Origin of the sequence: Streptomyces sp. NBC_01497 (assembly GCF_036250695.1) — a bacterium.
Classification (GTDB): domain Bacteria; phylum Actinomycetota; class Actinomycetes; order Streptomycetales; family Streptomycetaceae; genus Streptomyces.
The window spans coordinates 5,467,195-5,481,258 of sequence record NZ_CP109427.1; the positions used below are offsets into that span (position 1 = coordinate 5,467,195).

The window sequence follows — 14,064 nt, forward strand, 5'->3', positions numbered from 1 at the left end:
GGGAGGGTGCGCGCGGGGAGCGTGCGAGCCGTCGGGGTGTCCGCACCGGGTCCGTGCCGGGGCGTCGCGGGGTACGCGCCGGGCCCGGGCCGGTACCTCGTGGGCCGCACGCCGGGACCGCGTCCCACGCGTCCCGTCGTGGCGGCATCCTGTCGTCCCACGCGTCCCGTCGTCCCATCGTCCCGGCCGTGGCGGGGACCCGCACGTCGGCCCGGATGAGACGGCTCCAGCCGGTCGCGGGAAAGGCGCCCGCCGCCGGTCCTCAGCGGTGCGTGCGTCCCGGGTCAGGGCGCCTGGGCGCCCTGCAGGAAGGAAGCGACCACCAGGTCGGCCGCCCGACCCGGTTCGAGGTCGGCGAAGTCGTGAGCGGCCATGTCCACGAGGCGGCCGAGCATCGCCATGGCCCAGCCGTCCGGCAGGTCCGCCCGGACCAGACCCTCGTCCGCCGCACGCCGGAAGAAGTCGGCGAGGCGCGCGCGCTGCGCGTCGGCGCGCGCGAGCGCCTCGGCATCCTGGTTCATCAGGCGCCGGATGTCGAGGGGCCACTGACGGCTGACCGGGATGATCGACTCGGCGTAGCGGTGGAGGGCGACCGCCACGGGGGCCTCCGTGAGGCGGGCCTGGTCGAGGACGGCCTCCGAGGCGTCGAGCTTGGCCTTGTACACGGCGGACAGCAGCGCCTCCCGGGTGGCGAACCGCCGGTAGACCGTGCGCCGGTCCACACCCGCCTCGGCCGCGACGGTGGCGATCGTCGTCGAGGGGTCCTGCGCGAGCAGACGTGCCCCCGTACGCAGAACGGCGTCCAGGTTCCGTGCGGCATCAGCTCTCATGACACTAAGTGTACCTTCGGTGTGGCAGAAGGCTGTCGGGGTACCTCCCGGCGCCTCCGGAGACGCCGAGACGGCGCTCGGGACCCCATATCTGTCACTCTTGTGTGTCGATTGCTTGTATGTAGCGCGCCATCGGCGTAGCCTTTTCGTATGACGACGATCTGGTGTGGCCCGTGCGCGGCGAGCGGACCCGCGCGGAAGCGACCGGCCCGTCCGTCACCGACTCCGGCACCGAGCCGGGCCCCGGGCGGCCGGCGCCCCGGACAGGTGGCCGCCCTGCCGGCGACCGGCCGCCACCGGTGCCGCTGACCCGACCGCTTTCGTAGCGCCACGCGCCCCCGGGCCGCGCACCTGCGATCCGTACCCCCGCACGTCCCTTCACTCCGGTGCACCCCGCGCGCCCGCATGCCCGGTGCCCCGACGTCCCCCGCATCCCCGTACCCCGACGTCCCCGTATCCCCGGCCGACGCACCGGGCTGACGCAGACCCCAGACCGACCGACGCAGACCCCAGGCTGACGCAGACCCCAGACCGACCGACGCAGACCCCAGGCCGACGAAGACCCCGGGGCCGGCACAGAACGAAGGAAGCGGAGACCCCATGATCGTGCGTGACAAGCTCTACCTGGGCGGCGTGTGGACCGCCCCGAGCAGCACCGCCCTGCTCGACATCCGATCCCCCCACGACCAGTCCCTGGTGGGACGTTCGGTGCAGGCACGGCCTGCCGATGTGGACCGTGCGGTGGCCGCCGCCCGCGCGGCGTTCGACGAGGGTCCCTGGCCCCGCACCACCCCCCGGCACCGCCAGGACGTCGTCGCCCGCCTCAACGCGCTCCGCGAGGCGCGCGCCGAGGAGATCGCCGCGCTCATCACCCGGGAACGCGGCAACCCCCACTGGTTCAACGCGGCAGGGCAGGGCGGCCTGACCCGCCAGGCCCTCGGCTACCTCAAGGGGGCCCGCGAGTTCGGCTGGGAGGAGACCCTCGACCCGTCGATACCGGACGCCGCTTTCCGCAGCGTCGTGCGGCGTGAGCCGATCGGCGTGGTGGCTGCGGTCATCCCGTGGAACTCGCCGTTCTCCGCGGCGCTCGCCAAGCTGATCCCGGCACTCCTCGCCGGCAACACGGTGGTCTTGAAGACGTCCCCCGAGAACGCGCTGAGCATGATGCTGCTCGCGGACATCTTCGACGAACTGGGCCTGCCCGAAGGGGTGGTGAGTATCCTTCCCGCCGACCGCGAGACCAGCGCGTACCTGGTCGCGCACGCCGGGACGGACAAGGTCGCCTTCACCGGTTCCACCCGGGCGGGGCGTTCCATCGCGTCCGTCGCGGGGGAGCGGCTCAAGCGGGTCAGCCTGGAGCTCGGGGGCAAGTCGGCGGCGATCATCCTGCCCGACGCCGACCTCCAGCAGGCGGTGCCGGCACTGAAGTTCTCCTCGCTCGCCAACAACGGCGAGGCGTGCATCGCCCAGACCCGCATCCTGGCCCCGCGCGTCCGCTACGAGGAGATCGTCGCCGCGCTGAAGGATCTCCTGGAGGGACTGAAGGTCGGCGACCCGTCCGACAGCGACACCTTCATCGGCCCGCTCGTCCGCGCCGATCAGCAGGAGCGGGTGCGCGACTACATCCGGCTCGGTGTCGAGGAGGGCGCCCGGCTCGTCACCGGTGGCCCCGAATCGCCCGAAGGGCTGGAGATGGGGAACTACGTCAAGCCCACGCTCTTCGCCGACGTCGACAACTCCATGCGCATCGCCCAGGAGGAGATCTTCGGCCCGGTTCTCGTCGTGATCCCGTACGACGACGAGGACGACGCGGTGCGCATCGCCAACGACTCCGAGTACGGCCTCAGCGGCGGCGTCTGGACGGCGGACGCCGAGCACGGCATGGAGATCGCCCGCCGGGTCCGTACCGGGACCTTCACGGTCAACGGCGCCCCGATCGGCTTCGACGGCCCCTTCGGCGGCTACCGGGCCAGCGGCACCGGCCGCGAGTACGGCGCCGTCGGCCTCGCGGGCTACGTCGAGCACAAGACCGTGAGCGTCCCCGCCTGACGGACAGGGGCCCTCCGGTGGACAGGGACCGCCTGGGCCGCGACGGGGCCCGGGTGTGACGGAGCAGGGGATGGCTCGTTGAGCCGTGCATGAGTGTCGCGAGACGCGCGTCGACGCGTACGGCCCCGTGCCGCGTACGGCGTGCCGGCCGGGGACCGGAGCGTACGCCGTGACCCGGCCGGACGCGTGCCCCGAGCCGCCTGCGACGTCGGGCGGACGGCGCGTTTACGCCGTGTCGACGTCCGCGGCCGTCCGGGCCGCACACCCGCACCGCCCACCCCGGCGATCCGGCCGGGGTCCGCACGTCGCGTTCCGGGTCCCGCAGCCGCGGGTCCCTGCCCGCCCCACCGCTTCCCAGGAGAAGCCATGGTCGCCATCCCCGAGTCGGCGCACGCGCTGATGAACTCCACCGCCCTCGGCCACGTCGTCACCCTCAACCCCGACGGCAGCCCCCAGGTCAGCTGTGTCTGGGTCACGCTCGACGACGGTGACATCGTCTTCGCGTCGCTCCACCCGTGGCAGAAGATCAAGAACCTGCGCCGCGATCCACGCGTGGCGGTGACCGTGGAGTCCGACCTGACCGCGGCGACCGGGCTGCGCGAGTACCTCACCGTCAAAGGAGAGGCCGGCATCAGTGAGGGCGGCGGCCTGAAACTGGTCCGCAGCCTCGCGCGCACCTACATGGGCCCCGAGGCGGTCTACCCGCCCCAGGACGACGCGCCCGACGGGTACGTCGTACGGATCAAGGCCGCCACGATCGGTGGCGTCGGGCCCTGGGCGACGAAGCCGGCCTGACGGGACGGTGGTTCCGGCGCGATCCGGCTCCGCCGCGCGGCGGAGCACTTGCCCGTAGCCCGTAGCCCGTTGCTCGTAGCCGACGTTCGCGGCTCGCAGTCCGCAGTCCGCAGTCCTGGCTCGCGACTCGCGGCTCGCGGCTCGCAGTCCGCGGTCCGGGCTCGCGACTCGCAGCGCGCCGGGCGGGGTCCTTGGCCGTACGGGGCCACTCCCGCCAGGCTGGGCGTATGCGCCTCATCCCGTTCCGCGGTCTCCTGTCCGTCGCACCTGCCCTGCTGCTCGTCGCCGCGCTCGGCGCGTGCGGCGGGCCGGGGCCGGCGGCCGACGACCATCCGCGCGGGAGCGCCACCCGGACGGCTGCCTCCGGGAGCCCGCCCTCCCCGGGCGCGCCGACGCACGCTCTCGACGCCCTCCGGCAACGGTTCGGCGCACGGCTCGGGTTGTACGCCCTGGACACCGGCACGGGCCGCGAGATCGGTTACCACGCGGACGACCGGTTCGCCTTCGACTCCACGTACAAGGTCCTCGCGGTGGGCGCCCTCCTGCGCCGCGTCCCGGACGCCGACCTCGACCGCGTGATCACCTACCGCGCCGCGGACCTGCAGGACTACTCACCGATCACCCGCCCCCGCGTGTCCACCGGGATGACCCTGCGCGCACTCATGGACGCGGCCCTGCGGTACAGCGACAACACCGCCGCCAACCTGCTGCTCCGCCGACTCGGTGGCCCGGCGGCCCTGCAGCGGTCGCTGCGGGCGGTCGGCGACTCCACCACCCACGTCGACCGCGACGAACCGTCCGTCAACACCGCCGTCCCGGGGGACGTTCGGGACACCACCACGCCCCGTGCCCTCGGCACGGACCTGCGGCGGTTCGTCCTCGGTGACCTGCTCACCGGCGGCCGACGGCGTCAACTGACCGACTGGATGCTCCACAACACCACCGGTGGCCCCTACGTGCGCGCCGGTGTGCCCGCCGGATGGAAGGTCGCCGACAAGACCGGCAACGGGGATTACGGCAGCCGCAACGACATCGCCGTCGCGTGGCCCGCGCAGGGCGCTCCCGTCGTCATCGCGGTCCTCTCCGCTCGCGGCCAACGTGACGCCGCCTCCGACGACGCGCTCATCGCGGACGCCACGGAGACGGCCCTCGCGGCCCTGCGGTGACGCGCTTCGCACAGCCGGATGGCGCCCCGGGGACACCCTGCGGCATCGCGTCGGCACTCCACGCGCCGGGCAGGGGCGCCGGTGGGCGACGCCGGCCGGCTGACGGGAGGGCCGGGTGCCGCGCCCCCATCAGTGGTCCGTGCGCGCCTGAGCCCTTACGGCTCGTCCCCACTCCTCGTCCCGCCGGGGGCGGAAGTGTCGTCCTCGCGCACACCTCATGTGGCCTGGCGCCATGTGAACCGGTCGCGCGGCGATCTGGGTTCGATGGAGAGTGGCGCTGTTCGCACGGAACTCCCCGGAAGCCGTTCTGCTGCAACTGGCCGCCCATTTCGTGGGCTGCAGGCTGGTCTTCGTTCCACTCTCGCCCGGCGGCGGGCTGGAAGCCCTCGTGCGGCGCGCCGATGTCGAGGCGTTGCTCTTCGACGCGGCTCTCGGAGACCGTGCCCTGCCGGTCGCCGGGAGCGCGGGTGTGCCACTGGTCCTCAGCATCGGTACGTGCCCCGGAGCGGTGGACTTCCTGGCGACGGCGTCCGGTCACGGGCGCCTCGCGCCGCACGAGGCTGCCGACAGCTGCCACGTCGCGACTCTCCTCTGTACCGGCTCTGTACCGGCGGCACCGCGGGCGAGCCCAAGCTGGTCGTCCACCGACGCGCCTCCTCCGAGGACCTGGCGCGGGACGCGGGCGGCTTGAGGCCGACGGCCACCGAACCGGCACTGCTGTTCACCACACCGGTGACGCACGCCAGTGGCCACCGGACCTTCCTGGTGGGCCTGCTGACCGACCAGACCCTCGTGCTGGCCGGCGCCCGGTCGTGGCAGGCACGTGAGCCCCGGCCCGCGGGGACGGGCTGCCCCGGCCCGGCTTGTTTTTCCGGTACCCGGCCCGTCCCCGTCTCCGGGATGGACAGTGCGGGGGCGTGAGCAGGGGGATCCGCGACGGCCGCCGAACGGCCGTCGGATCAGCAGAAAGGCCCCCGACCCGCGAACAAGCGGGACAGGGGCCTTTCAACAGGGTGAGTGACGGGACTCGAACCCGCGGCATCCTGGACCACAACCAGGTGCTCTACCAGCTGAGCTACACCCACCATGACCGGTCCGTTTTCCCTGACCGGCCGAGAAAAAGTGTACAGGGTCCGCAGGGGTGCTCGCGCCGCTGTTTCCGATGGCGCGGCGCGGCCGCCGACGAGCCGCTCCCGACCGGCTGCCGTGGCGCGGCCCGCCGCCCCTGGACGCCCGCCCGGGGAGGCAGGACGCTCCCGGCCGCGCCCGGGGCGCCCCGATCACCCGAGAGGCGCACCAGGGCGATCGGGAGGGCATGGGGGCACCACGCGTACAGCAGGGACCGTCGCCGGCCCCGTGCGGGCCGGGTCACGGCAGCCGGCGCCGCGACGGGCCCGGGGTCACTGCGGCCACGCGATGGCGCCCGGGCGGCGCCGGGCGCCACGGCGGGGCGAGCCGCGACGACGGGACCGGGCGCCACGCCGGGGCGTGCCGCGACATCAGGGCGGGCTTGCGGCGGGTGTGCCGTTACGACGGGGTGACCACGTGCTTCGCGGCGATGCGCTTCGCCGTGTCGGAGTCAGGGCCTGGCTCCGGTACGAAGACCGCCTCGCGGTAGTAGCGCAGTTCCGCGATGGACTCCCGGATGTCGGCGAGCGCGCGGTGGTTGCCGTTCTTGTCCGGGCTGTTGAAGTACGCCCTCGGGTACCAGCGCCGCGCCAGTTCCTTGACCGAGGAGACATCGACGATCCGGTAGTGGAGGTAGCCCTCCAGCTCCGCCATGTCCCGCGCGAGGAAGCCGCGGTCCGTCGCGACCGAGTTCCCGCACAGCGGCGCCTTGCCGGGCTCCTTGACGTGCTCGCGTACATACGCGAGCACCCGCGCCTCGGCATCCGCCAGGGTCGTACCCGCGGCGAGCTCGTCGAGGAGGCCCGAGGCGGTGTGCATGTCGCGCACCACCTCGGGCATCGTCTCCAGAGCGGCGTCCGGCGGGCGGATCACGATGTCCACCCCTTCACCGAGCACGTTCAGCTCCGAGTCGGTGACCAGTGCGGCCACCTCGACGAGTGCGTCGCTCGCCAGCGAGAGCCCGGTCATCTCGCAGTCGATCCACACCATTCGATCGTTCATGCGCCTTACCCTACGGCGCGCTCCGCTGGCCGGGCAGGCCCGGCCGCCCGGGACCCGCCGCGTACAGGTCCGAGCCGGGTTTGTCCTGCTCCCCGCCTGCGGGTCCGGAGCCCCCGGAGGGTGTGGGGCCTGCCGGTGCGCCGTACTGCGGGTGGCCGGGACTCCCGGCGGGACCGGCCTGACCGGCGTGGGCGCCGTGCGGGGCGCCGGAGCCGTTGTGACCGGGTCCCTGGCCTGGGCGGCGGCTCCCCGCGGGTGCGGCCGGATCGGGCGGACCCGCAGCCGGGCCCGCACCCGGGCCCGCGGTCGTCGCGGACCGGGGCTCCGGCACCGACGGATCAGGCCCCGGCCGCCGCGCCCGGTACGCCGAGCGGTACGCCGCGGGCGACGAGCCCAGCTGCCGACGGAAGTGGCCGCGCAGCGCCACCGGCGAGCGGAAGCCGCAGCGGCCCGCGACCTCGTCCACGGAGTAGTCCGATGTCTCCAGCAGCCGCTGCGCCTGCAGTACGCGCTGGGTGATCAGCCACTGCAGCGGGGCGCTGCCGGTCAGTGAGCGGAACCGCCGGTCGAAGGTCCTGCGGCTCATGTACGCGCGCGCCGCCAGCGTCTCCACGTCGAACTGCTCGTGCAGGTGCTCCAGCGCCCAGGCGACGACCTCGGCGAGCGGGTCGGAGCCGATCTCCTCCGGTAAAGACCTGTCCAGGTAGCGCTCCTGGCCTCCGCTCCTGCGCGGCGGTACGACGAGCCTGCGCGCGAGCGCGCCGGCGGCCTCCGCCCCGTGGTCCGTGCGGACTATATGCAGACACAGGTCGATTCCGGCCGCGGTGCCCGCGGATGTGAGGACATCGCCGTCGTCCACGAAGAGTTCCCGCGGGTCCACATGGACGGACGGGTAGCGCTTCGCGAGTGTCGGCGCGTACATCCAGTGCGTGGTGGCCGGGCGGCCGTCCAGCAGCCCGGCGGCGGCCAGCACGAAAGCGCCCGTGCACAGGCCGACGATCCGCGCACCCTCCTCGTGCGCCCTGCGCAGCGCCTCCAGGGCCTCCAGCGGCGGCGGCGCGGTAATCGACCGCCACGCGGGCACGACCACCGTGCCGGCCCTGCCGATGGCGTCCAGGCCGTACGGCGCGGACAGTTCGAGCCCTCCCGTGGTCCGCAGGGGGCCCTCCTCCCCGGCGCAGACCAGCAGGCGGTAGCGGGGGACGCCGGCGTCCTGCCGGTCGATGCCGAACACCGAGAGCGGAATGGAACTCTCGAAGATGGGGCCGCCGCTGAACAGCAGCACTGCGACGACCTCCCGGCGGCGGCGCCCGGAAAGCTTCCGTACTGACTCCTGCGTGGCAGTGGAGTCCTGGGTCATGGCGCTAAGCCCCCCTCGGTGTTCGCGTCTCCCCGTTCTTGTCGGGCCTCTCGCTCCTGCACGATTCCCCTCGGTTTTGCACGGGTCCCCGGCCTTCGATGCTCATGATCGAATCTACTGTGTCCCGTGGTGCCGGCGTGACCAGTTCCCCACCCGCCGTTATGTCGACAAGGCAACTTGGCGCGAAGCATTCGATCACGAAGCGTTCCACTCGCGAGCCGCCCAGGGAAGTACGCCTTCCGTCCATGGCCCGTCCCTATGGCCGGGATTGGCGAACGGAAAGAGTCTTGTGCCTGGTCGCGAGGGGGTTGGCGGGTGATTTCGCCAAGGCTTCAGCTCGGTCGAGAAGTTGGCCGAAAAGAGATGGGTGAGTCTCTGTGAACTGCTCAATCTCCCGGTGTACGCGTGTGAAACGCGTGTGAGCCCCCGTGCATTGGTGAGCCGTCCCGTGATTCTGTGCGCGGCCTTGTGCGCCGGGGTGCGGGATGGTCGCCGGGGCGCTTCCCACTATCGCCCGCGCGGTCGCGATCGTTCAGCCGGCTGACCCGCGGATGGCCGGATGAGCGTGTGCGGTGGAGCAGGTGACGGCATCCGGCCGCCACGGCGGCGAGCCCCGTGGCAGTGGCCACGCCGCCGAGGGCTCCCGGGGGCGCGGGACCGTGCACGGTCCCGGGGGACGTCGCCCCGTACGCGGCGAGGGCGACGGGCGCCAGCAGGCAGCAGAACGCGATCCACCGCAGGACGCAGTGCGGTGCCCGTCGGGCTCTCCCGCCGGGCGGGTGGCCCGTGTTACGGGCGGACCCGTGGCTCGCGCCGGATGCGCGGCGTGCGCCGCGGTCACCGTCTGTGGCGACATCCGTCCTCACCGGTACGGGCAGTGCTTCCGCGGCGGCGTCCGAGGAGGCGCCGCGCGGCTCGGCCGTGGCCGCTCCCTGAGCCTGAGGTGCGGCGCTGACCTGCGCGATCGTGCGTGTGGGCATCGGTACTCCCCGCGGTGGCGGCATGACCGGTGGCCAACGAGCGATGACCGCGTACGGTCACTGGCGGGCGGGGGCCGCCGGGCGAACGGCGGTGCTGTACGGCGGGGGCCGCCAAGGCCGGCGTGCGACGGTGCCCCGCACCTCGCCGCCCGTTCACGCCCGGCTCCGCTTCTCGTTCCGCTTCCTCGCGCCTTCATGGCGCCGCCGGGCATGCGGCGCCGACGCGTGCCGTGCGACGCGCGGTTCCGGCGCGGGCACCCCCGGGGGCCGTTCCTTGGCGCCCTCGCGCGGGCGGTTCACGGGTCAGATGTACCGGCCATCGGGCATTGCGCTACGCGGCGTGCTCGTGCATGCTCCCTGGAACGCCGCGTGCGGGGCGCCGCGAGTGGGACACCAAAGCCTGGGCATGAGAGGAGTGTCGCCGTACCCTTGGGGTATAGGGCTGGGAAAGATGAATCCCGGACACAGCAGCGCCAGTCACCCGCCCGTCGTCGCCCTTGTCGTTCCTTCTCAAGAGGACCTCCTTCGCCGAGACACCCATGGCCGGTCACGAAATCCCAGAACCCGCTGACCGCAAGCAGGTAGCCGACCCCCTGGCGGAACTGCTGGCGGAGGAACAGCCGCGCACGTCGTGCGACCCAGCCTTCCGTCATGGAGTAGTGGTCGGATTCGACGGCTCCACATCGAGCGAGCGAGCGCTCGCCTACGCCATCGGCATGGCCGCCCGACTGGGTTCCGGCCTGATCATCGTTCATGTCGCCAACCGGCTCCCGACGACGGTCTGGGCGGGCTGCGAGCCCCCCGTCTTCGTCGATGTGCCGGACCACCGCACCGAAGTGCTCGGGCTCGAACTCGCCTGTGCGGAACACCTCTCCGAAGTCCCCTGGATCCTCGTGGGGCGTGGCGGGGACATCTGCCACGAGCTGGAGGAGGTCGGCCAGGAGTACTCGGCCGACGCGATCGTCGTGGGCTCGACCCACGGGATCGTCGGGCGCATCTTCGGCTCGGTGGCGGGCCGGCTGGCGCGACGCGCGCGTCGCCCGGTCGTCGTCATCCCGTAACCCGGGCGCGGCACCGCCTGCTCGGGCCCTCGGGGGCTCAACGTCCGTGTGCCGCACGTCGGGTGCGCGGTCCCGCGTCCACCACCCGCCGCACACCTCCCCGTCAGGTGCCCGGGCCCCGGACCCCCGGCCCCTGCGCCCGACTTCGGCCTGCCTTCTGCCGCCTGTCTTCTGCCGTCCGTGCGGGACGTCCTGCCCGCGCACCGGCGCGTTCCGACTGCTACTGCTACTGCTACTGCCCATGTGCCGCCGCTACTGCTGCCGCTGCCGTCGAAGGTCGCCCGAACCGGCGGTTTCCGGCCCTGCGCATGTGGCCACCGGTGCTCGTCGGATCCCCCTCTGGTTCCTCGGGAGACCCTCCACTTCACTCACGTCCCACTGGTGTGACGCACCGTCAACGCACGTACGCACGAAGTGAATCAGCTCACGTCGGGAGGTGAATTGCGCCTTTGTGAAGGGTACATAACGGTCGCTGGGACACAGCACCGTCGCGCACAGTAAAGGGAGCCCGCCATGGACAACGACGTCGCCGCGGGAAGAGCACCGTCATCCACTTCCGTTCTCGGCCATCTCGCACTCGGACTGACCCTCCTCGCGTTCGGCCTCGGGCTCACCGGGGTCGTCCACGGGGTCACGGTGGCCGATGCCGTCAGGCCGGCGCTCTACGTGGGAGGGGTCGCCCTGTTCATCGCCGGCCTCATCGAGTTCCGGTTCGGCGCCGCCTTCACGGGCACGGCCTTCGCCGCGCTCGGCGCGTTCTGGTTCACCTGGGGGGCGGGCGTCGGCACCCACGTCTCGGCGAACGCCGCAGGACTGTTCTTCCTGCTCTGGGCACTGCTGGCGCTGTCGCTCACCCTCGGCGCCAAGGCGGCGGGACCCGTCGCGGGGACCTTGTACGGGCTGTTGTCCGTGGCGCTCGTACTGGTCGCCGTGGCGCTGTTCGCGGGGGCCGGTGAGCTGGGCAAGATCGGCGGCTGGTTCGCCGTCATGTCAGGCCTCGTGGCCTGGTACGCGGCGACGGCGGCGCTAGCGGGGTGGCCGGCGACGGCACTCCCGCGCCGCGGGACCGCGGGGCGGGGGGCCACGGCCGCGGGCTGACGGCGGGCCTGCCGACGCCCCGACGACGCGCCGAGCCCGCCGTACCCGATGCGGGGGAGCCCGGATCGAGCACGGCACGTCCGAGGGCGTCCCGGGGGCGCCTGCATCACGCGGTACGGGCCGCCGCCGCGCGCCCGCGCTGCCAGGCGCCCACGGCGCAGGCCCGTAGCGCGGACGACCAGGGCCACAGAGGGCCGCGCTGCGCGCCACGGGCCCGCGTAAGGGGCGCGGGCGGGACCGTGGACCGAAGCCACGGGCCGGTGCCCAGGGCAAGCACCGGCCCCTTCCGGGGGGCGCGGCGTCCGGTGGCAACGGGTGGCGTTCACCGGGTGCCGCGCCCCCGACCACGCCTCGGCTGTGCGGCTACTCGACCGTGACGGACTTCGCGAGGTTCCGCGGCTTGTCGATGTCGCGGCCCAGGGACAGCGCCGTGTGGTAGGCCAGCAGCTGGAGCGGGATACCCAGCAGGATCGGGTCGAGTTCCGTCTCGTTCTTCGGCACCACGATCGTGTGGTCCGCCTTCGGCTGCTCCCGGTGCGCCACGGCGAGGATCCGGCCCGCGCGCGCCTTGATCTCCTCCATGGCGGCCCGGTTCTTCTCCAGCAGGTCGTCGTCCGGCACGATCGCCACTGTCGGCATCGCCGGCTCGATCAGCGCCAGTGGCCCGTGCTTCAGCTCCGAGGCCGGGTAGGCCTCCGCGTGGATGTAGGAGACCTCCTTGAGCTTGAGGGACGCCTCCCGCGCCACCGGGTAGCCGCGCACGCGCCCGATGAACATCATCGACTTCGCCTGTGCGTACGACGAGGCGAGCTCCTCGATGTCGCCCTCAGCGCGCAGGATCTCCTCGATCTGCTCCGGCAGCCGGCGCAGCCCGGCGATGATCCGCTTGCCGTCCGCGACGGAGAGGTCCCTGATGCGTCCGAGGTGCAGTGCGAGCAGGGCGAAGGCCACCACGGTGTTCGTGAAGCACTTCGTGGACACCACGCACACCTCGGGCCCGGCGTGCACGTACACCCCGCCGTCCGTCTCGCGGGCGATCGCGGAACCGACCACGTTGACCACGCCCAGTACGCGCGCGCCCTTGCGCTTCAGTTCCTGCACGGCCGCCAGCACGTCGTACGTCTCGCCTGACTGCGACACGGCCACGTAGAGCGTGTCGGGGTCGACCACCGGGTTGCGGTAGCGGAACTCGGAGGCGGGCTCCGCGTCGGCCGGGATGCGCGCGATCTCCTCGATCATCTGCGCGCCGATCATGCCGGCGTGGTACGAGGTGCCGCAGCCGAGGATCTTGATGCGGCGCACCCCGCGGGCCTCGCGGGCGTCCAGGTTCAGGCCGCCCAGGTGCACCGTGGAGAACCGGTCGTCGATCCTGCCGCGCAGCACCCGGTCGACCGCCTCGGCCTGCTCCGAGATCTCCTTGTGCATGTACGTGTCGTGGCCGCCCATGTCGTACGACTCGGCCTCCCACTCCACGAGGGTCGGTGTCGCCGAGGTGAGCGATCCCTCCGTCGTGTACGTGCGGAAGTCGTCGGCCTTGAGGGTGGCCATCTCGCCGTCGTCGAGGGTGACGACCTGCCGGGTGTGCGACACCAGGGCCGCCACGTCCGACGCGACGAACATCTCCTTCTCGCCGATGCCCAGCACCACGGGCGAGCCGTTGCGGGCCACCACGATCCGGTCCGGGAAGTCCGCGTGCAGGACCGCGATCCCGTAGGTGCCCTCGATCAGCTGGAGCGCCTGGCGGACCTTCTCCTCCAGGGTCGGCGCCTGCGAGCGCGCGACGAGGTGCGTCAGCACCTCCGTGTCCGTCTCGGACAGGAAGACGATGCCGTCCGCTTCCAGCTTCACCCGCAGCTCGGCGGCGTTGTCGATGATGCCGTTGTGGACGACGGCGACCTTGCCCTCCGCGTCCAGGTGCGGGTGGGCGTTCTCGTCGCTCGGGACGCCGTGCGTCGCCCAGCGGGTGTGGGCGATGCCGGTGGTGCCGGTGAAACGCTTGGGGACCTTGGCCTCCAGGTCGCGCACCCGGCCCTTGGCCTTGACCATCTTCAGCGCCGCCGCCTTGCCCGCGGCCGGCTTGCCCGTGATCACGATGCCGGCGGAGTCGTACCCCCGGTACTCCAGCCGCTGCAATCCTTCGAGCAGCAGCGGAGCGACGTCACGCTTGCCGATGTAACCCACGATTCCGCACATGTCAGGCTCTGCCCCTCCTGGTTTCCGGTGTGCCCGCGGCCGGCGGCGGGCCCGCTCCCGTCGCCGTCCTGCCCTCCGTCCGGCCACCGGGGCCGTACGGGCGGCCGTCGTCAGCCGTAGACGATGCGGCGCAGCTGTCTCAGCGAGAGTTCCGGGGGTGCCACCGCGCGGTGCGGCAGCTCGGCCGCGATCCGCTCGAAGATCACCGTGTTCGTCGCCCCGCCCGCCTGCATCTCGCGGTGGCGGCGCCGCACGAACTCCTCGGTCGTCTCGTCGAAGTACGCCAGCACGTCGAGCACCACCCGGGCTGCCTCACCGCGCCGCAGCGTGGTGGAGCCGACCAGGTGGTCGATGAGGTCGTCGTGTGACGAGCGGCGATCGAGCACTCGTTGATATTGCAGA

General features: G+C 72.6%; 11 protein-coding genes and 1 tRNA gene. 6 read left to right on the plus strand and 6 right to left on the minus strand.

Going from position 1 to position 14,064, the window contains the following annotated elements; all coding sequences use genetic code 11:
• Nucleotides 1-284 precede the first annotated feature (284 nt).
• A complete protein-coding gene (locus OG310_RS23040; protein WP_329457768.1) occupies nucleotides 285-830 on the minus strand; it encodes a TetR/AcrR family transcriptional regulator in 546 nt (181 codons plus the stop codon).
• 600 nt (nucleotides 831-1,430) lie between these two features.
• Here OG310_RS23040 and OG310_RS23045 point away from each other — a divergent pair.
• The 4 genes from OG310_RS23045 (at nucleotide 1,431) to OG310_RS23060 (ending at nucleotide 5,531) form a co-directional block, all read left to right on the plus strand.
• Complete coding sequence (locus OG310_RS23045) at nucleotides 1,431-2,879, plus strand: aldehyde dehydrogenase (protein ID WP_329457769.1); 1,449 nt, start codon at nucleotides 1,431-1,433, stop codon at nucleotides 2,877-2,879.
• Between the two features lie 366 nt (nucleotides 2,880-3,245).
• Nucleotides 3,246-3,674 carry a PPOX class F420-dependent oxidoreductase gene (locus OG310_RS23050; protein ID WP_329457770.1) on the plus strand — a complete coding sequence of 143 codons (429 nt, stop codon included), beginning with the start codon at nucleotides 3,246-3,248 and terminating at the stop codon, nucleotides 3,672-3,674.
• A 227-nt stretch (nucleotides 3,675-3,901) separates the two neighbouring features.
• Nucleotides 3,902-4,840 (plus strand): class A beta-lactamase, encoded by a 939-nt coding sequence (bla, locus tag OG310_RS23055; RefSeq protein WP_329457771.1) that lies wholly within the window; start codon nucleotides 3,902-3,904, stop codon nucleotides 4,838-4,840.
• A 271-nt stretch (nucleotides 4,841-5,111) separates the two neighbouring features.
• Nucleotides 5,112-5,531: a hypothetical protein gene (locus OG310_RS23060; protein WP_329457772.1), complete on the plus strand. Its 420-nt coding sequence runs from the start codon at nucleotides 5,112-5,114 to the stop codon at nucleotides 5,529-5,531.
• Nucleotides 5,532-5,852: 321 nt separating this feature from the next.
• On the opposite strand, the gene OG310_RS23065 is transcribed toward OG310_RS23060, so the two are convergent.
• The 3 genes from OG310_RS23065 to OG310_RS23075 form a co-directional block, all read right to left on the minus strand.
• A tRNA-His gene (locus tag OG310_RS23065) sits at nucleotides 5,853-5,925 on the minus strand.
• A gap of 442 nt (nucleotides 5,926-6,367) precedes the next feature.
• A complete protein-coding gene (gene orn, locus OG310_RS23070) occupies nucleotides 6,368-6,970 on the minus strand; it encodes an oligoribonuclease (RefSeq protein WP_329457773.1) in 603 nt (200 codons plus the stop codon).
• A gap of 10 nt (nucleotides 6,971-6,980) precedes the next feature.
• A complete protein-coding gene (locus tag OG310_RS23075; RefSeq protein WP_329457774.1) occupies nucleotides 6,981-8,330 on the minus strand; it encodes a GlxA family transcriptional regulator in 1,350 nt (449 codons plus the stop codon).
• Nucleotides 8,331-9,849: 1,519 nt separating this feature from the next.
• On the opposite strand from OG310_RS23075, the gene OG310_RS23080 reads away from it, so the two are divergent.
• Nucleotides 9,850-10,371 (plus strand): universal stress protein, encoded by a 522-nt coding sequence (locus OG310_RS23080; RefSeq protein WP_329457775.1) that lies wholly within the window; start codon nucleotides 9,850-9,852, stop codon nucleotides 10,369-10,371.
• Nucleotides 10,372-10,884: 513 nt separating this feature from the next.
• Entirely contained in the window at nucleotides 10,885-11,469 is a 585-nt protein-coding gene (locus OG310_RS23085) for a GPR1/FUN34/YaaH family transporter (protein ID WP_329457776.1), read from the plus strand.
• A 363-nt stretch (nucleotides 11,470-11,832) separates the two neighbouring features.
• Here the strand turns inward: OG310_RS23085 and glmS are convergent, their stop codons facing one another.
• Nucleotides 11,833-13,662, minus strand: a complete 1,830-nt coding sequence (gene glmS / locus OG310_RS23090) for a glutamine--fructose-6-phosphate transaminase (isomerizing) (RefSeq protein WP_329457777.1) — start codon at nucleotides 13,660-13,662, stop codon at nucleotides 11,833-11,835.
• Between the two features lie 110 nt (nucleotides 13,663-13,772).
• Entirely contained in the window at nucleotides 13,773-14,048 is a 276-nt protein-coding gene (locus OG310_RS23095; RefSeq protein ID WP_329457778.1) for a hypothetical protein, read from the minus strand.
• Nucleotides 14,049-14,064 lie beyond the last annotated feature (16 nt).

Bases quoted from the DNA above. Each gene is read 5' to 3' on its own strand.
- glmS (WP_329457777.1), bottom strand. From the start codon at position 13,662: ATGTGCGGAATCGTGGGTTACATCGGCAAGCGTGACGTCGCTCCGCTG.
- OG310_RS23075 (WP_329457774.1), bottom strand. From the start codon at position 8,330: ATGACCCAGGACTCCACTGCCACGCAGGAGTCAGTACGGAAGCTTTCC.
- OG310_RS23080 (WP_329457775.1), top strand. From the start codon at position 9,850: ATGGCCGGTCACGAAATCCCAGAACCCGCTGACCGCAAGCAGGTAGCC.
- orn (WP_329457773.1), bottom strand. From the start codon at position 6,970: ATGAACGATCGAATGGTGTGGATCGACTGCGAGATGACCGGGCTCTCG.
- OG310_RS23050 (WP_329457770.1), top strand. From the start codon at position 3,246: ATGGTCGCCATCCCCGAGTCGGCGCACGCGCTGATGAACTCCACCGCC.
- OG310_RS23045 (WP_329457769.1), top strand. From the start codon at position 1,431: ATGATCGTGCGTGACAAGCTCTACCTGGGCGGCGTGTGGACCGCCCCG.
- OG310_RS23040 (WP_329457768.1), bottom strand. From the start codon at position 830: ATGAGAGCTGATGCCGCACGGAACCTGGACGCCGTTCTGCGTACGGGG.
- OG310_RS23085 (WP_329457776.1), top strand. From the start codon at position 10,885: ATGGACAACGACGTCGCCGCGGGAAGAGCACCGTCATCCACTTCCGTT.
- bla (WP_329457771.1), top strand. From the start codon at position 3,902: ATGCGCCTCATCCCGTTCCGCGGTCTCCTGTCCGTCGCACCTGCCCTG.